General features: G+C 69.9%; 15 protein-coding genes. 10 read left to right on the forward strand and 5 right to left on the reverse strand.

The features are described from left to right. The first annotated feature begins 2 nt into the window (after positions 1-2). Positions 3-1,010 carry a DUF742 domain-containing protein gene (locus ACFORO_RS17975; RefSeq protein ID WP_377870991.1) on the forward strand — a complete coding sequence of 336 codons (1,008 nt, stop codon included), beginning with the start codon at positions 3-5 and terminating at the stop codon, positions 1,008-1,010. 583 nt (positions 1,011-1,593) lie between these two features. Here ACFORO_RS17975 and ACFORO_RS17980 read toward each other — a convergent pair. Continuing rightward, a complete protein-coding gene (locus ACFORO_RS17980; protein ID WP_377870990.1) occupies positions 1,594-3,834 on the reverse strand; it encodes a helicase-associated domain-containing protein in 2,241 nt (746 codons plus the stop codon). Between the two features lie 92 nt (positions 3,835-3,926). On the opposite strand from ACFORO_RS17980, the gene ACFORO_RS17985 reads away from it, so the two are divergent. From ACFORO_RS17985 to ACFORO_RS18000, 4 genes are all read left to right on the forward strand, one after another. Further along, positions 3,927-4,106 (forward strand): hypothetical protein, encoded by a 180-nt coding sequence (locus tag ACFORO_RS17985; RefSeq protein WP_037807827.1) that lies wholly within the window; start codon positions 3,927-3,929, stop codon positions 4,104-4,106. Positions 4,107-4,253: 147 nt separating this feature from the next. Next, positions 4,254-5,648, forward strand: a complete 1,395-nt coding sequence (locus ACFORO_RS17990; RefSeq protein WP_377870989.1) for an NAD-dependent malic enzyme — start codon at positions 4,254-4,256, stop codon at positions 5,646-5,648. A 100-nt stretch (positions 5,649-5,748) separates the two neighbouring features. Then, a complete protein-coding gene (gene moaC, locus ACFORO_RS17995; protein ID WP_354751069.1) occupies positions 5,749-6,219 on the forward strand; it encodes a cyclic pyranopterin monophosphate synthase MoaC in 471 nt (156 codons plus the stop codon). Further along, a complete protein-coding gene (locus ACFORO_RS18000) occupies positions 6,216-7,136 on the forward strand; it encodes a molybdenum cofactor biosynthesis protein MoaE (RefSeq protein WP_377870988.1) in 921 nt (306 codons plus the stop codon). Before moaC ends, ACFORO_RS18000 begins: the two co-directional genes overlap by 4 nt. Before the next feature lie 123 nt (positions 7,137-7,259). Here ACFORO_RS18000 and ACFORO_RS18005 read toward each other — a convergent pair whose 3' ends face one another. From ACFORO_RS18005 to moaA, 3 genes are all read right to left on the reverse strand, one after another. Continuing rightward, a complete protein-coding gene (locus ACFORO_RS18005) occupies positions 7,260-7,886 on the reverse strand; it encodes a transglycosylase family protein (RefSeq protein WP_354751067.1) in 627 nt (208 codons plus the stop codon). Between the two features lie 663 nt (positions 7,887-8,549). Further along, complete coding sequence (locus ACFORO_RS18010) at positions 8,550-8,834, reverse strand: MoaD/ThiS family protein (RefSeq protein ID WP_377870987.1); 285 nt, start codon at positions 8,832-8,834, stop codon at positions 8,550-8,552. Between the two features lie 3 nt (positions 8,835-8,837). Next, the gene (moaA, locus tag ACFORO_RS18015; protein ID WP_377870986.1) at positions 8,838-9,902 is read right to left on the reverse strand and encodes a GTP 3',8-cyclase MoaA; all 1,065 of its coding nucleotides are present in this window, start codon (positions 9,900-9,902) and stop codon (positions 8,838-8,840) included. A gap of 86 nt (positions 9,903-9,988) precedes the next feature. Between moaA and ACFORO_RS18020 the strand changes: the two genes are divergently transcribed. From ACFORO_RS18020 to ACFORO_RS18040, 5 genes are read left to right on the forward strand one after another with little or no spacing between them, the layout of a single operon-like run. Beyond that, positions 9,989-10,447, forward strand: coding sequence for a MarR family winged helix-turn-helix transcriptional regulator (locus tag ACFORO_RS18020; protein WP_377870985.1), 459 nt, complete (start codon positions 9,989-9,991; stop codon positions 10,445-10,447). A 33-nt stretch (positions 10,448-10,480) separates the two neighbouring features. Next, positions 10,481-10,885 carry a TOBE domain-containing protein gene (locus tag ACFORO_RS18025; RefSeq protein WP_009083933.1) on the forward strand — a complete coding sequence of 135 codons (405 nt, stop codon included), beginning with the start codon at positions 10,481-10,483 and terminating at the stop codon, positions 10,883-10,885. Beyond that, complete coding sequence (gene modA, locus ACFORO_RS18030; protein WP_377870984.1) at positions 10,882-11,685, forward strand: molybdate ABC transporter substrate-binding protein; 804 nt, start codon at positions 10,882-10,884, stop codon at positions 11,683-11,685. The genes ACFORO_RS18025 and modA overlap by 4 nt, the downstream gene beginning before the upstream one ends. A gap of 49 nt (positions 11,686-11,734) precedes the next feature. Beyond that, a complete protein-coding gene (locus ACFORO_RS18035) occupies positions 11,735-12,502 on the forward strand; it encodes an ABC transporter permease (RefSeq protein WP_377871183.1) in 768 nt (255 codons plus the stop codon). Then, positions 12,499-13,578, forward strand: a complete 1,080-nt coding sequence (locus tag ACFORO_RS18040; protein WP_377870982.1) for a sulfate/molybdate ABC transporter ATP-binding protein — start codon at positions 12,499-12,501, stop codon at positions 13,576-13,578. Before ACFORO_RS18035 ends, ACFORO_RS18040 begins: the two co-directional genes overlap by 4 nt. A 537-nt stretch (positions 13,579-14,115) precedes the next feature. Here the strand turns inward: ACFORO_RS18040 and ACFORO_RS18045 are convergent. Next, the gene (locus ACFORO_RS18045; RefSeq protein WP_377896585.1) at positions 14,116-15,888 is read right to left on the reverse strand and encodes a multicopper oxidase domain-containing protein; all 1,773 of its coding nucleotides are present in this window, start codon (positions 15,886-15,888) and stop codon (positions 14,116-14,118) included. Positions 15,889-16,075: the final 187 nt, after the last annotated feature.

Below are 16,075 nucleotides of genomic sequence, written 5' to 3' on the forward strand. Positions count from 1 at the left end.
CGATGAAGATCTCGGGTTTCGGAGACCAGGACACGGGCGCCTGGGACGCCCTCCACAAAGGCACGGAACGGGAGTCGTTCGACTCGCCGAGCCGGTACGAGCTGAGTTCGCTGAGCATGCGGCTGCCGCATCGGCAGCCGCGGGCCACGCCTCCTCTGCCTTCCCCGCCGCCTGCTGCTCGGCGTCCGGAGCCCGCACCTCGGCCCGCTCCCGCTCCCGCACCTGCTCCGCGTCCGGTGCGGCAGGCGGTCGCCCCGCGTCCGGTGGCCCCGCCGCCCCCCGTTCCTGCTCCGGTTGAGGAGGAGAACTGGGACGACGGCTACGAATGGGTCGAAGACGGCGAGTCCGGTTATTGGGAAGAGCCCCAGCAGAACCACCGCTGGGAAGAGCCGCCGCCACCTCCGCCCGCGCCTAGCCGCCCCGCCGCGCACGACCCGTATTCATTCGACGAGTACGCCGGTTCGCCCGGTGCCGACGACCGCGTGGTGCCGGAAGGCTCCGCGTACCAGCGTCAGCACGTCGAACAAGCCACCCGCAGCAGGCACGCGCTGGCCGAAGAGCCCGAGGACCGGTACTCGTACCCCGACCCCGGCCCGGCCTCCGGAGTGTCCGAATTGGACCGGTTCTGGTCCGCCGAGGAACCCGCGCAGCCGGAACCGCCCGCGCAGCCGACGAAATCGCGCGTGCGGCCGTACGCGCGAACCCGCGGCCGGACTCGCTCGGACCACAACCTCGCTCTCGAGGCCCTGGTCTCCACCAGCGACGAGGGCCGCCGTTACCGCGGGGTGCGCTCGATCGAGCACCGGCGGATCTGCGACCTGTGCCTGGACACCCGATCGGTCGCCGAGATCGCCGCGCACCTGCACCTGCCGCTCGGAGTGGTGAAGGTGCTGGTGGGCGACATGGCCGACATCGGTCTCGTGATGCTGCACCAGACCGATCTGGTGCTGGGGGACCGGTCGTCGAGGGAGTTCATGGAACGGGTGCTGCAGGGGCTTCGCAACCTCTGACCGCTCCTGCCCGGCTCAGTTCGCCCGCTTCGCTCTGTTTCGCGCCGTGCTCGCCTGTGCTGCCCGGCCGGTGCGATTCCGTTTCGCTCAGCCAAAACCGCTTCGTGCCGTGTTCGCCTGCCTCGCCCTGTTCTGCCCCGCCCGCGCGATTCCGGCTCCCTCAGCCAAAACCGCCCCAATGCGGCGTTGGGTGCGTGGGATGCACCCAACGCCGCATTGGGTGCGTGGGATGCACCCAACGCCGAATTGGGGTTTCTCAGTAGCGCCGAATGGCGTCGAGTTGGCCGCGTCGGGGCGGCTCTGCTCCCGAGGACGTCCGTGAGGGGAACCCTGCGGGACTCAGAGTCCCTCAGGGTTCCCCTCACGGACACCTGCGTTGCGCACCAGGATCGTCTGCCGCAGGGTTCTTCCTGGTCGTCCGGCGCTGTGAAGGTCCGTGAAGGGCTCCTTGAAGGAATCTGATTCCCTCAAGGAGCCCTTCACGGACCTCTGCGGCAGGCAGCCATACGGCCCGGCTGATGTTCCGCGTCGCCGCGGCGGGGCCGCACGCAGCTGCTGCTGAGAAGACCCGATCGGGGCGGCGTCAGTCTTCGACCAGCGCGGCGGAAGTGATGCGGTGCAACGGATACCGCTCATGATTGGCGCCCTCCAACACCCCGCCGCCGACCCGCAACGGACGCACCACTCGCTGGCTCGCCGTGCCGCGCGAATCGACGAAACCGATCCACACCTCGCGCTGCTCAAGCGTCGCGCGGGAAAGCAGATCCAACGTCGCCGTCGTGTCCGCACCGCCGCCACCGGGCGCGCGCACCGTCGAACCCCGCCGCCGGGCCGAAGCTTGGTCTCCGGCGCGCAGATTCGACACGATCCGCGTCGCTTGGTCGTCGGTCAGCACCGCCTGCTCGCCCGGCCGGGCCCGAGCCGCGCGGGCGCGGGCGGGCAGTCGACGTCCGGTGGGTCGCAGGTCGACTACCCGGCCGTCCGGACCCTCCGCCGCAGGGGCGAAACCCGCGCCACGCAAGGCTTCCAGTACCTCAGCCAGAGGTGCGGAGCTGATCAGCACCGTGGGGGCGATCAGTCGCAGGTCGTACTCCGCGGCTACCGGATGAGCGAGTACCTCGGCGAGCAAAGCCTCGTCGTCGCAGCGCAGGAACGATCCCGCGGTGCCACCGCGCAAACGTCCGTGGCGGCGGGCGACGTCGTCGATCAAGTACGTGAGGCCTTGCGGCACCGGCGTCGCCGACTTGTCGCGGAACATCGCGTGCAGCTCGTCCGCGGTCCGCCCGGTGTCGAGCGCGCGCCGCACCGAAGGCTCGGTGATGCGGTAAACCGTTGCGTGCCCAGCGGATTCGACGTCCGCGACCGCGGCCATGTCGGCCGCCAACTCCGGCTCCAGCGGGCCCGGCGCGACGACGGTCAGGTCCGCCTGCACGAGCACGTGGTCGACCGGCGCGGGCAGTGCGTCGTGCATCGCTTCGACCGCGCCGGGGCGGTCGTCTTCCAGCAGCAACCGGGTGGCGGTGGTGAGGGCGCCGAGGCCGACGAGGCCCAGTGCGGTCGCCTCGGCCATCGTCCAACGCACGGTTTCGTCGCGTAACCGGCCACCCCGCCGGGGCGCGCGCCAGGCAAGGACGGCGACCAGCTCGTCGATGCTTTTCACGCCTGCGCCGGGATTCAGCGCGGTCAACGCAGTGAGCACGCGATGTCGCGAAACCGGCGCGAGCGGTCGTCGCAGCTCTTCGGACAACGGCGCGATCGGCTTGTCTTTCGCGTCCCGGCCACCGGCGAGACCGGGTAGTCGCGGCAGCTCCAGCCACGCCTGCGCGAGCGTCATCCACCGCTGCACCGACGGCGACGCCAGCCAGCTGTCGGTGAGCATGGTGGGCACGTACTCGGGGGCGGTGTTTTCGCTGTCCGCAACGAGTCCCGCGCCGACGACCAGCTCCGCGAGGAGCGTCGCACGGGTCTCGTCCACTTCGAGATCCTTGGCGGCCTTCTTCAGCTCGCGTACCCCGAGCCCGCCCGCCTTGAGCACCGGCGGAGGCGAATCCGACCACATCCGCAGCAGGGATTCCGTCTGCCGCAACAACTCCATGGCCTCACCGGCGGCGGTCTGGTCCACTGTGTCCGTCCGATGTGGATGGACGGGCAGCTCCGGTTCGACCAGCGTGTCCGGCTCGAACGCGCGGCCGCCGCGCAGCAGCAGGCCGAGTTCGCGGGGAAGTTCGACGGTCTGGTCGTCGCGGCGCAGCAGCAGGCCGCGCGCGAGGAGCTTCTGCACCGGCGTGGCCGCGTCGGACAGGCCGACGTCGAAGCTCGCGTCGCGGGTGCGGCCGATCGGCGGCCCGGCGGCGAGCGCGGTGAGCACGGCGCGCTCGTCCTCGCCGACCTCCGCGAGCCGTGCGTCGATGTCGGTGGCGGCCAGCGCGGGAGACGGTGCGCCGAGCCCGGCCGGGAACGGACCGAGCGCGTCGCGGGCCGCGGGCGGCACCCGCAGTTCGTCGTCGGCGCCCCAGACGAGCGCCCGGGCGCGCAGCCGGGCGAGCGGTTCGCTGACGTCACGGCCGATCAGCGCCGTCACCGCGGAGACCGGCGTCGGCTCGAGGTCGGCACCGGAGACCAGCAGCGCGTCGATCACCGCGAGGGTGAATGTGTCGAGGTCTTCGCAGGCGCGGGCGACCGACCCCGGCGTGCCCGCGCGGGTGGCGAGCACGGTGGTGTCGGAGGGAGGAGGGGTGGACAGATCGCGACGTGTGCGCAGCAGTTCGGCGAGTGCGTCGTCGGACTCCGCACGCAGCCAGTCCGCCAGAGAGGTCGCGGGCATAGACATCCAGGATACCGGGCGGGTGCGCGCGCACGAGACGTGTTCGGGCAGACTGTGGTCGAGTTTGCCGGACGAGGGCCTCGGAGGAAGCAGTGGCGAAGGGCGACAAGCAGAGCAAGGGCATCGACCCGACGTGGCCGGGCGAGCCGGGCGAGCACCCGGTCACCGAGCTGTCTTCGGACCGGCAGGGGGCGCTTTCGCCGTTCGGCGACCTGGCCTTCCCGCTCGAGCAGGTGCCTTACGTGCACCCGGAGACCGAGATCAACCGCTGACCTGCGGACCGCGTCCGGGATCGCCGCGAGCCGCGGCGTCCCGGACCTGAAGTTACTGGTCAGTCACCCGGTTGGGGTGTGGTGGCGCGGGTCACCGGACTAGATTCGAGCCGTCCTAACCCACTCCACCAGCGGGGAGTACGTGTCATGCCGGTTCCCGGTCCCGGATATTCGATCACCGTCCGGGTCGAGGCCCCGGCCTCGACCACGGCCGCGGGCGATCTCACCACCGCGGTCGGCCGCGTCGGCGGCGTGCTGACGGCGTTCGACGTCGTCGAATCGCACGCGGACACGATCGTGATCGACATCAGCGCCAACGCGCTGTCGGAAAACCACGCGCAGGACATCACCGCGGCGCTCGATTCGCTGCCGGGCGTGCGCGTGCGCAAGGTCTCGGACCGGACGTTCCTGATCCACCTCGGCGGCAAGATCGAGGTCAGCCCCAAGGTCGCGCTCCGCAACCGTGACGACCTCTCCCGCGCGTACACGCCGGGTGTCGCCCGCGTGTGCCAGGCGATCGCCGCGAACCCCGAGGACGCGCGCCGGCTGACCATCAAGCGCAACACCGTCGCGGTGCTCACCGACGGCTCCGCGGTGCTCGGCCTCGGCAACATCGGCCCGGCCGCCGCGCTCCCGGTGATGGAGGGCAAGGCGGCGCTGTTCAAGAAGTTCGCCGACGTCGACGCGTGGCCGGTCTGCCTGGACACCCAGGACACCGAAGAGATCATCATGATCGCCAAGGCGCTCGCGCCGGTGTACGCGGGCATCAACCTCGAGGACATCGCCGCGCCGCGCTGCTTCGAGATCGAGAAGCGGCTGCGCGAGCAGTTGGACATCCCGGTCTTCCACGACGACCAGCACGGCACCGCGATCGTCGTGGTCGCCGCCCTGCGCAACGCGTTGCGCGTGGTCGGGAAGAACATCGAGGACTGCAAGATCGTGGTCAGCGGCGTCGGCGCGGCCGGTTCGGCGATCATCCGCCTGCTGCTGCGCAAGAACCCGGGCGACATCGTGGCCGCCGACATCGACGGCATCGTCTACCCCGAGCGCGGCAACCTCGACGACAACCTCACGTGGATCGCCGAGCACACCAACAAGGACGGCAAGTCCGGCACCCTGCACGACGCGCTGGTCGGCGCGGACGTCTTCGTCGGCGTCTCGGCCCCGAACCTCTTCGGCGCGGAGCAGGTCGCCACGATGAACGACGACGCGGTCGTCTTCGCGCTGGCCAACCCGGACCCGGAGATCGACCCGCTGGAGGCGCAGAAGCACGCCGCGGTCGTCGCCACCGGCCGCAGCGACTTCCCGAACCAGATCAACAACGTGCTGGCGTTCCCCGGCGTCTTCCGCGGCCTGCTCGACGCCGCCGCGCACAATATCGACGACAACATGCTGCTGGCCGCCTCCGACGCGATCGCCGACGTGGTGGACAACGGCAAGCTCAACGCGTCGTTCATCGTGCCGAGCGTGTTCGACAGCGCGGTGGCCCCGGCAGTGGCGGAAGCGGTGCGCAACGCCGTCCGCGCCGAACGAGCCGGCTGACCCAGCCTCGTTCCGTCCGTGAAGGGCTCCTTGCGGGAATCAGATTCCCGCAAGGAGCCCTTCACGGACTTTGGGCGAAGTTGCGCAGTAACCTCGCGGCGTGAGTGAACTCAGCCATGTCGACGAGTCCGGCGCTGCCCGGATGGTCGACGTTTCCGGCAAGACGGCGTCCGCGCGCACCGCGCTCGCCGGCGGGACCGTCCACACCACGGCGGAGGTCGTCGGCCTGCTTTCGGCAGGCGGCCTTCCCAAGGGCGACGCGCTGGCGACCGCGCGGATCGCCGGGATCATGGGCGCCAAGCGGGTGCCCGAGCTGATCCCGTTGTGCCACCAGATCGCGCTGTCCGGGGTCAAGGTGGAGTTCGAACTGGACGGCGCCGCGGTCCACATCAGCGCGACGGCCAAGACCAAGGACGTCACCGGCGTCGAGATGGAGGCGCTCACCGCCGTCGCGGTCGCCGGGCTGACGCTGCACGACATGATCAAGGCTGTCGACCCGGCCGCCACGCTCGACAACGTGCGGTTGCTGCGCAAGGACGGCGGCAAGACCGGAACCTGGGAGCGGCCATGAGCACCGCGCGCGTCATCGTCGCGTCCAATCGCGCCGCCCGGGGCGTCTACGAGGACAAGACCGGCCCGGTGCTCGTCGCCTGGCTGGCCGGCCGCGGCTACGACGTGCCGCCGCCGGTGGTCGTCGAGGACGGCGACCCGGTGGGCGTCGCGCTGCGGGCCGCCGTCGCCGACGGCGTCCAGGTGATCCTCACGACCGGCGGCACCGGCATCTCGCCGACCGACCGGACCCCGGACGTCACCCGCGCGGTGCTGGATTACGAGCTGCCAGGCGTCGCGGACGCGATCCGTGCGGCCGGGCTGCCGAAGGTGCCCACCGCGGTGCTGTCGCGCGGCGTGGCCGGAGTGGCGGGCCGAACCCTCGTCGTGAACCTTCCCGGGTCGAGCGGCGGCGTGAAGGACGGTCTGCGGGTCCTGGAGGACATCCTCGACCACGCGGTGGACCAGCTCGCCGGTGGCGACCACCCGCGCGAGACGGTGCGGGCCGGTCCTGCTGTCCGGATCCTGCGGGCGAACGTGAGCGACCAGCCGCTGTCGGTCGAGGAGCACGCGCAGCTGGTGGAGGACGACGCGGCGGGTGCCGTGGTCACGTTCTCCGGCGTGGTCCGCGACCACGACGGCGGCAAGGGCGTGCGCGACCTGACCTACGAGGGCCACCCGAGCGCGGGCGACGTGCTCGCCGAGGTGGTCAACGACCTCGCGGCGCGCTGGAAGGGCGTGCGGGCGGTGGCGGTGAGCCATCGCGTCGGCGCGCTGACGATCGGCGACGTCGCGCTCGCCTGCGCGGTCGCCGCCGAGCACCGCGGGCAGGCGTTCACCGCGTGCGCGGAACTGGTGGACGAGGTGAAGGCACGGCTTCCGGTGTGGAAGCACCAGCACTTCACCGACGGCACCGACGAATGGGTCAACTCGCCCTGACCCCCTCGTGAGCCCGGACACGACGAAGGGCCCCACCGCCAGGGGATTGACGCGGTGGGGCCCTTCGGACGTTCTGTCACAGCAGTCGCTGCGCCGGAACCAGCCTCACGAAGAGGCTCGGATTCACTTGGTGGCGAGCTTCTGGCCGACCACGATGAAGTTCGCGTTCGACACGTACTGCTTGTTCAGGTCCTGCAGCTTCTGGAAGCCGCCCTGGACGCCGTGCTCCTTGGCGATCTTCGAGAGCGTGTCGCCAGCCTTGACGGTGTAGTCACCGTTCGGGTTGGAGTTCGCCACCAGCGCGGCCACCGGCTGGGTGACCTTCTTCGGGGCGACGCTCTTCGGGGTCGCCTTCTTGGTGGCGGTGCTCTTCTTCGGGGTCGCCTTGTGCGAGGAGGCCGAGCTGCCGGCCTTCTTGCTGCACACCGGCCACGCGCCGGGGCCCTGGCCCTGCATGACGCGCTCGGCGACGGCGATCTGCTGGTCGCGCGACGCGCCCTGCGGGCTGCCGGTGCCGCCGTAGGCCTTCCAGGTGCTCTGGGTGAACTGGAGACCGCCGTAGTAGCCGTTTCCGGTGTTGGTGTTCCAGTTGCCGCCGCTCTCGCACTGCGCGATGGCGTCCCAGTTGGTCGCCGACGCGGGGGTCGCGGCGATCGCGAGGGGGGCGCCGACCGCGATACCCGCGACTGCGACACGGGCGATGGTGCGGGTGGCAGCGGACATCTTGCGGTGCTTGCCTCGGTACGACATGTGAAGACTTCTCGATTCCTGCGCCTACGAGCTTGCTGCTGTGGGTCGGGTTGGGAGCCCGTCCGCCCGTTGCCGGGCGGCTGACGCGGACGTCGCACGACGCGCCGTCTTCGTCCCCTCGTCTCTGTCCGGAAATGCTTTCGCTCGGGGTATGGGTCCGGGGATCCGCTGGACAGAGCTGGGCGCTACGGATTCCCGGTGTTGCTTGGTCGGTCGGGGCCAACCGAAAAGCGACGGTACGTAATTCCGAGCGTGATCGGAAATCATTCGAGGTGTGACCTACGTCACAGTAACGGCACGCAACCTCGCTCGATCCGCTTGTTTGCGCTGGTCAGAGCGCCGTTATCTGGCCGTTTTCTAGCCGAGATATTTCACGGATCGTGAGGCTTGGGTCACGTCGATAACGCGTCAAGGGGCCATTCGCAGCAGATAAGAGCGGGCACTCTAAACCACTGGTCAACCGTCGGCCACTGTCTGCGGAGTGGTTCTTTGAGGTGCCCGAATACGCCGTGAGCGAAACACTTCGGAGAGTAGGGATAAAGAGTGCCGACCGCTCAGCGCGCCATTGCCGCCATTCGCCGTGGTCCGGACCAATCGGCCGGAACTGGCGGCTCCGCCGTTCAGTGCGGCGCTCAGCCGGGCGAACGGGGGCTTTCCGGCAGCTCATCCGCCGGCGAACGGCGGGAGGACGTCCAGGTGGGAGCCGTCACTGAGCGCGCGGCCGCGATCGCGGACCGCCACCTCGTTGACCAGGAAGCTCGCCGCGTCGAGCACGCGGGAAAGTTGCCCGGGGTGCAGCTCGCGCAGCGCCTGGACGGCGTCCGCCACCGTCGCGCCGCCCGCCAGCTCCACCTTCTCCTCTTCAGTGCCCGCCGCGGCCCGTGCCGAGGCGAAGTACCGGACGACGACTGTCACCGGGGAAGAAGAGGACAGGGAAAGAGAGGTCATGGCTCAGCCGCCGATCGCGCTCATCGGCCGGATCGGCTGCGCGAAGCCGGCCTCGTTGATCTCGTGGCCCGCGAGCTTGCGCCACATCGTGTCGCGCCACGCGTCCGCCACCTCCTCATCGCGCGCGCCCGCGCGCACGAGGGAACGCAGGTCCGTCTCGTCGTTCGAGAACAGGCAGGAGCGGACGGCTCCGTCGGCGGTCAGCCGGGTGCGCTCGCAGGCGGAGCAGAACGGCCTGGTCACCGACGCGATCACGCCCACGTCGCCGGGGCCGCCGTCAACCAGCCAGCGCTCAGCGGGCGCACCGCCGCGCGGAGCGGGGAACGGGCTGAGGGTGAAGGCCTCGCCGAGCATCGCGAGGATCTCCTCGGCGGTGATCATGTCGCGGCGGTTCCAGCCGTGCTGCGCGTCGAGCGGCATCTGCTCGATGAACCGCAGGTGGTAGCCCTCTTCGAGGCAGAAGCGCAGCAGCGGGACCGCCTCGTGCTCGTTGTACCCGCGCATCAGCACCGAGTTGATCTTCACCGGCGACAGCCCGGCGTCGCGGGCGGCGGCGAGGCCGGCCAGCACGTGCGGCAGCCGGTCGCGGCGGGTCAGTTCGGCGAAGCGCTCGCGGTCGATGGTGTCCAGCGACACGTTGATCCGGTCGAGCCCGGCCGAGACGAGGCCGGGGGCGCGCTTGGCGAGCCCGATCCCGTTGGTGGTCATGGACACCCGGGGGCGCGGTTCGAGCGCGGTGATCCGCTCGACGATCTGCTCGAGTCCCGGGCGCAGCAGCGGTTCGCCGCCGGTGAGCCGGATGTCGGTGACGCCGAGCATTTCCACCGCGATCCGCATGAGCCGGACCAGTTCGTCGTCGGAGAGCACCTGGTCGCTGGGCATCCAGTCGAGCCCCTCGGCGGGCATGCAGTACGTGCAGCGCAGATTGCACCGGTCGGTGAGGGAGACCCGCAGGTCCGTCGCGACGCGGCCGAAGGAATCGACAAGACCGGGGTGCTCGGGCCGGGGCGTGCCGGACGGGCCTCGGTTGCCGGGGACGCGAGGAAACCCGAGATGTACTGCTGTCATTACGCTCAGGATAGCTTGCACGGTCGGAAAAGGCAGTCTTGCGAAAATCCTGGAAACCACCCTCGGTTCCGATGTGGAGGCACTCGGTGGGCACCGCTGAGACGAATGGTGAGCTGACTCACTTCGCGGCGCTGGCGGCTCAGCTGCGCACGCACACCGTCCTCCGGCACGCCCGCGACGCCGCCCGCGAAGGGCTTTCCGCGACCGAGCTGCAGGCTCTCGAGCTCGCCGGGCAAACCGCGGATTCCCTTACCCCAGGCCGAATCGGGCAGCTCACCGGCTTGTCGACGGGTGCGGTGACCGGTGTGCTCGACCGGTTGGAGAAGGCCGGTCTGGTGCTGCGCGAACGCGACCGGACCGATCGCCGGAAGGTGCTCGTGACGATCACCGAGGCGGGCCGCGAACGGCTCGACGCGATCTCCGGACCGGAGCTCGGGCGGCTCGCCGAGGTGCTCGCGGAGTTCACTTCCGCAGAACGGAAAGTCCTCGGGCGTTATCAGTTCGCAATGCTCGAAGCGTTACGCGAAAATGCGCACCCCGCATAGCTTTTCCGCATCTGCGGGGATAATGTTCCGGCCATGCCGCAATTTCGGTTGTCCGAGGCCGCTCGGCTGCTCGGCGTAAGCGACGACACTGTCCGCCGGTGGGTTCGCGCGGGTCAGTTGACCGCGACGGACGACGCCGCGGGCCGCAAGGTCGTCGACGGCGCTCAGCTCGCCGGGTTCGCCAGGGCGCAAGCGTCCGAACCGGACGATCCGTCGGCGGTCGGCCGCTCCGCCCGCAACCGCTTCGTCGGGCTCGTCACCGAGGTCGTCGCCGACAAGGTGATGGCGCAGGTCGAACTGCAGTGCGGGGCGCACCGAGTGGTGTCACTGATGAGCACCGAGGCGGTCCGCGAACTCGGGCTGCGCCCGGGCGTGCTCGCGGTCGCCGTGGTCAAGGCGACCACCGTCGTGGTGGAAACCCCGGAAGGATCCAGATGAAGAAGCTCGCCCTCGCCGTCGCCGGAACCGCGGCGATCGCGTTGTTCGCCGGCGCCTGCAGCTCCGGCGACCAGGCCAGTTCCAGCCAGGGTGGGGGCTCCGCGTCCGCCCCCGCTCCGGGAGGCGGCACGCTGACCGTGTTCGCCGCGGCCTCGCTCACCGAATCCTTCAACGTGCTCGGCAAGCAGTTCGAGGCCGCGCACCCGGGCGTCAAGGTCACCTTCGACTACGAGGGTTCCTCCGCGCTCGTGCAGAAGCTGGACAACGGGGCCAAGGCCGACGTGTTCGCCTCGGCCGACCAGAAGAACATGGACAAGGCCGTGCAGGACGGGGTGATCGACGGCCAGCCGACGGTGTTCGCCACCAACAAGCTCGCGATCGCCGTGGCCAAGGGGAATCCGAAGGGCATCAAGACCTTCGCCGACCTGACCAAGCCCGGCCTGAACGTGGTGGTGTGCGCGCAGCAGGTGCCGTGCGGCGCGGCCACGCAGAAGGTCGAGCAGAGCACCGGCAAGGCGCTCAAGCCGGTGAGCGAGGAGACGAACGTCAAGCAGGTGCTGGCCAAGGTCCAGTCGGGCGACGCCGACGCCGGGCTGGTGTACGTCACCGACGCGACGTCGGCCGCGGGCAAGGTGGACAAGGTCGACTTCCCGGAGTCCTCGGGCGCGGTGAACCAGTACCCGATCGCGGTGGTGAAGAACGCCCCGCAGGCGGCGCTGGCGAAGCAGTTCAACGACTTCATCCTTGGCGCCGAGGGCAAGGCCGAACTGGCCAAGATCGGGTTCGGCCCTGGCAAGTAAGGCGGGCGCGGCGGCCGAGACCCGGCCGCCGCACGCCCGGGTGCCCCTGATCCTCTGGATCCCCGCCGTCGCCGCGCTCGCGCTCGTGGTGCTGCCGGTCGTCGGCCTCCTGGTGCGGTCCGATCTCACCCGGCTGCCGTCGCTGCTGGTCACGTCCTCGTCGCTGAACGCGCTCCGGCTGTCGCTGGTGACCGCCGCACTGTCCACAGTGGCCTGCGTGGTGCTCGGCGTCCCGCTGGCGGTCGTGCTGGCCCGCTCCCGGGTGCCGGGGGTGCGGATGCTGCGGTCGATCGTGCTGCTTCCGCTCGTGCTGCCGCCGGTGGTCGGCGGCCTGGCCCTGCTGTACCTGCTGGGCCGCAAGGGTTTCCTCGGCATCTTGATCAACTGGCTGACCGGCGAGCAGGTGCCGTTCACGACGGCCGCGGTGGTGATCGCGCAGACGTTCGTCGCGATGCCGTTCCTGGTCGTCAGCCTGGAAGGCGCGCTGCGCGGCTCCGGCGATCGCTACGAGCAGGTCGCCTCGACGCTCGGCGCGCGCCCGTGGACGGTCTTCCGCCGGGTCACGCTGCCGTTGCTGCTGCCGGCGCTGGGCTCCGGCGTGGTGCTGAGCTTCGCCCGCGCGCTGGGTGAGTTCGGCGCGACCATCACGTTCGCGGGCAGTCTGGAAGGTGTGACCCGGACGCTGCCGCTCGAGGTCTACACGCAGGCCGAAGTGGACATCGACAGCGCGGTCGCGCTCGCGTTGCTGCTCATCGCGGTCGCGGTCCTGGTGATCGCGGTCGCGCGGCCGCGGTCGTGGGAAGGCGGGCTGCGGTGACGCTTTCCGCGAAGCTGGCGCTGACCCGCGGCGAGTTCTCGCTCGACGTCGAGTTCACCGTGCCCGGCGGCTCGGTGCTCGCGCTGCTCGGCCCCAACGGCTCCGGGAAGTCCACGGTGCTCGGCAGCCTCGCCGGTCTGCTGCCGGTGAGCTCGGCCGACGTCACGCTCGCCGACCGGCGGCTGGCCGGGAACGGCGTCGACCTGCCGCCGCACGAACGGCGGGTCGGGCTGCTGTCCCAGGACGCGCTGCTTTTCCCGCATCTGTCCGCAATGGACAACGTCGCGTTCTCGCCGCGCTCGACCGGTACCCGCCGGGCGGAGGCGCGGGAGATCGCCTTGCGATGGCTGGGCGAAGTGGACGCGGCGGAATTCGCGAACCGGCGGCCGAGCCAGCTGTCCGGCGGGCAGCAGCAGCGGGTGGCGATCGCCCGGGCCTTGGCGTCCGCGCCGGATCTGCTGTTGCTGGACGAACCGTTCGCCGCGCTCGACGTGGACTCGGCGCCGGCGATCCGCGGCCTGCTGCGCCGGGTGCTGCGCGACGGCCCGACCACCGTGCTGGTCACGCACGATCCGCTGGACGCGCTGGCCTTGGCCGACCACGTGGCGGTGATGAACGGCGGCCGGATCGTGGAACGCGGGCCGACGCGGGAGGTGCTCGCGGCGCCGCGGACGGCTTTCACCGCGCGGATCGCCGGGCTGAACCTGGTGTCCGGAGTGGCGGTGGCGGAGGGATTGCGCACGCTTTCAGGCGAGGTGGTGACGGGTTTGCTGACGCCGGACACCGTCGTGGGCGAGGCGGCGGTCGCGGTGTTCGAGCCGAACGCCGTCGCTGTTTACCCGCACGACGGCGAGCACCAAGGCAGCCCGCGCAACACGACTGACGCGGTCGTCGCGGCCCTGGAACCGCACGGCCCGGTGATCCGCGTCCGGACCGAGGGCGACGGCTGGGCACACGGCCTGACCGCCGACCTCACCCCGGCCGCGGTCGCCGAACTCGCCCTGGAGCCCGGCTCGGCGGTGGCGTTGTCGGTGAAGGCCGCGACGGTGTCGGTGCACCCGGCCGCGGCCTCCTGACCCGCGCTGGCTCCACGAGGTTTTCTCCGCAGTTGTTGTGTGCGGCCATGTCTCGACGGAGATCCGATGCCAGGGACTTGAGGCGGCGCTGCGGGTGCGGTTTGCCCAGGTCGGAGGATCTGGGCGGGGCCAGGCGTCCGTGAGGGGAACCCTGAGGGACTCAGAGTCCGTGAGGGTTCCCCTCACGGACTTCAGCAAGCGGTCACATAGTTACAAAGCGGGTATTTCGGCGAGGCTGAAGTCCTTTGTGGACGGTCGGCGGGCGTGGGCTGCGCAGGTTGAGTCCCTGGCATTGCGGCAGAGATCCGTGAGGGGGTCCTTGAAGGAATCAGATTCCCTCAAGGACCCCCTCACGGACGTCCGCAGTGCTCATCGGCCGGAGGCGCCGCGCCCCGCGCGGAGAACCGCCAAAGTGGCGTTGAACAGGCCAGCGGCGTGCGGTGCCTCCGTTGATGTCGGTGAAGGCCGCGGCCGTGGCGGTGCACCCGGCCGCGGCCTCCTGAGCCGAGCGCCCCCCACGTGCGCTCGGCTCCCGCGTCAGCCGCCGTGGTGGTGGCCGCCGCCCGGGTGGACGTGGAACTTCGCCACCTCGGGCGGGTGCACGACGAACGGGCGCATCATTCCCTCGTCCTCGTGGTCGAGGATGTGGCAGTGGTACATGAACTCGCCGGTGCCGCCGCTGAACTGGCCGGCGACGCTCACCCACTGGCCGGGGTTCACGATGATCGTGTCCTTCCAGCCCTCCTCGTACTTCTCCAGCGGGACTTCCGCGAACCCGTCGATCGGCTTGGCCGTGCGCTCCGAAGCCGGGTCGAACGTCGTGGTGAAGCTGCGGCGGAAGAGCGCCTGGAACTCGGTCAGGTGGATGTGGAACGGATGCGCGGGCCCGCCGTTGGCGACGTGCACGATGTTCCACACCGCCCACTTGTCGTGGTTGATGAAGATGCCGGTGGTGTCGTCGAAGAGCCGCCCGATCATCCGGAACGTCTTGAGCCCGCCCGCCGGGTCCTTGATCTGGATGATCCCCTTGCCGCCCGGATCGGCGTCGACCTGTTCGAGGTCCCACATCTCCGGGTGGCCGCTCGCGTTGAGCAGCAGCGCGACCCAGACGTGGTCGTGGTCCTCCGGCAGCGTCGAACCGTGCTTGATCCGGATGTAGGACGTCGAGAGCTTTTCGGGCAGTTCGAACGGATCGTGCTTGTCGCGGCTGTCCACCCGGAACTCCATGACGTCCGGTTCGACGCCGCCCGGTTTGGCGTTGCGCAGCTTGACTTTCCGGCCCTTGAACCGGCTGAAGTCGATCAGCAGGTCGAACCGTTCGGCGGGCGCGACGGCCAGGCCGCCGGACGGCAGCGGAGCGGGCGCGGGCAGCAACCCGCCGTCGGTGCCGATCAGGCGGACGGCGTCGTTCTGCGGCACGTTGTTCTCGTCGACCAGGTTGAGCGTGAAGAACCGGTCGTTGGCCGCGTTGAGCAGGCGGAAGCGGTACCACCGCGCGCTGACGTCGAGGTGCGGCCAGATCACGCCGTTGACCAGGGTGAACGGACCGGAGAACGGGATCATCGGCCCGTTCGGCACGTACGGGAACTTGTACAGCAGCTGCCCGGTGAGCTGGCCGGTCGCCGGGTCGATGTCGAGATTGCGGTCGGCGAGGATCAGCGGGAGTTCGCGATCGCCGCTGGGCAGGTCGAGGTCGTCCTCCTCGTCGTCGCGGATCAGGTACATCCCGGCCAGGCCCGTGTGGACGTTGAAGCGCGTGATCGCCATGGCGTGGTCGTGGTACCAGAGCGGCATCGCCTGCTGCCGGTTCTGGTACTCGACGAGCTGCGAGGTGCCCCGGAGGCCGGCGTTGTGCGCCCAGCCGTCATTGCCCGCGTTGGTGCGGGCTCCGTGCAGGTGGACGACGGTCCACGCGGGCAGGTCCGAGACGCCGTCGACGATCTTGTAGCCGGGCCGGTCGAGCTCGCGGCCGGGGCGGGTGGTCGGCCCGTCGTTCGCCGGACCCTGCACGGCGACCAGCGGGAACTTGCCTTCTATTTCGTTCGACCACGAAATCCGCAGTTGTTTACCGCTGCGCACTTCGATTGTCGGACCCGGGAAATGTCCCGCGTAAGTCCACAATGCGGTCGGCGGCAATTGCGAGTGCAGTTGCTGCTGTTTCGCCACCATCGGAATGGTGATCATGTCCTGTCCCCACCACGGCGGCCGCAGCACCGGTGGAACCGGCAACGGGTCGAGGAACTTGGTCAACCCCCAGGTGGGCCCGCTGATCGGACCCGCGGCTGCCGGACGTTCGGCAATTTCGGTCATGAACTTTCTCCCCTTCAAGGAAAGGGGCAGGAAGAATTGCGCAACGGCGATTACACCGGTGCTTACTGAAAAGATTCCCCCGAACCCCCTCGGTGACCGGAAGCGCGACTCCCCTCGCGTTACCCGGCAATTTCCACTGTAGCCGTTTTCGTCGTATGCCGCAGGTGTCTCGCGCGCGTGATAGATT

The sequence above is a fragment of the Amycolatopsis halotolerans genome (assembly GCF_042647905.1).
GTDB classification, from domain to species: Bacteria; Actinomycetota; Actinomycetes; order Mycobacteriales; family Pseudonocardiaceae; genus Amycolatopsis; species Amycolatopsis halotolerans.

Bases quoted from the DNA above. Each gene is read 5' to 3' on its own strand.
- ACFORO_RS17975 (WP_377870991.1), top strand. From the start codon at position 3: ATGAAGATCTCGGGTTTCGGAGACCAGGACACGGGCGCCTGGGACGCC.
- ACFORO_RS17980 (WP_377870990.1), bottom strand. From the start codon at position 3,834: ATGCCCGCGACCTCTCTGGCGGACTGGCTGCGTGCGGAGTCCGACGAC.
- ACFORO_RS17990 (WP_377870989.1), top strand. From the start codon at position 4,254: ATGCCGGTTCCCGGTCCCGGATATTCGATCACCGTCCGGGTCGAGGCC.
- ACFORO_RS18000 (WP_377870988.1), top strand. From the start codon at position 6,216: ATGAGCACCGCGCGCGTCATCGTCGCGTCCAATCGCGCCGCCCGGGGC.
- ACFORO_RS18005 (WP_354751067.1), bottom strand. From the start codon at position 7,886: ATGTCGTACCGAGGCAAGCACCGCAAGATGTCCGCTGCCACCCGCACC.
- ACFORO_RS18010 (WP_377870987.1), bottom strand. From the start codon at position 8,834: ATGACCTCTCTTTCCCTGTCCTCTTCTTCCCCGGTGACAGTCGTCGTC.
- moaA (WP_377870986.1), bottom strand. From the start codon at position 9,902: ATGACAGCAGTACATCTCGGGTTTCCTCGCGTCCCCGGCAACCGAGGC.
- ACFORO_RS18025 (WP_009083933.1), top strand. From the start codon at position 10,481: ATGCCGCAATTTCGGTTGTCCGAGGCCGCTCGGCTGCTCGGCGTAAGC.
- modA (WP_377870984.1), top strand. From the start codon at position 10,882: ATGAAGAAGCTCGCCCTCGCCGTCGCCGGAACCGCGGCGATCGCGTTG.
- ACFORO_RS18045 (WP_377896585.1), bottom strand. From the start codon at position 15,888: ATGACCGAAATTGCCGAACGTCCGGCAGCCGCGGGTCCGATCAGCGGG.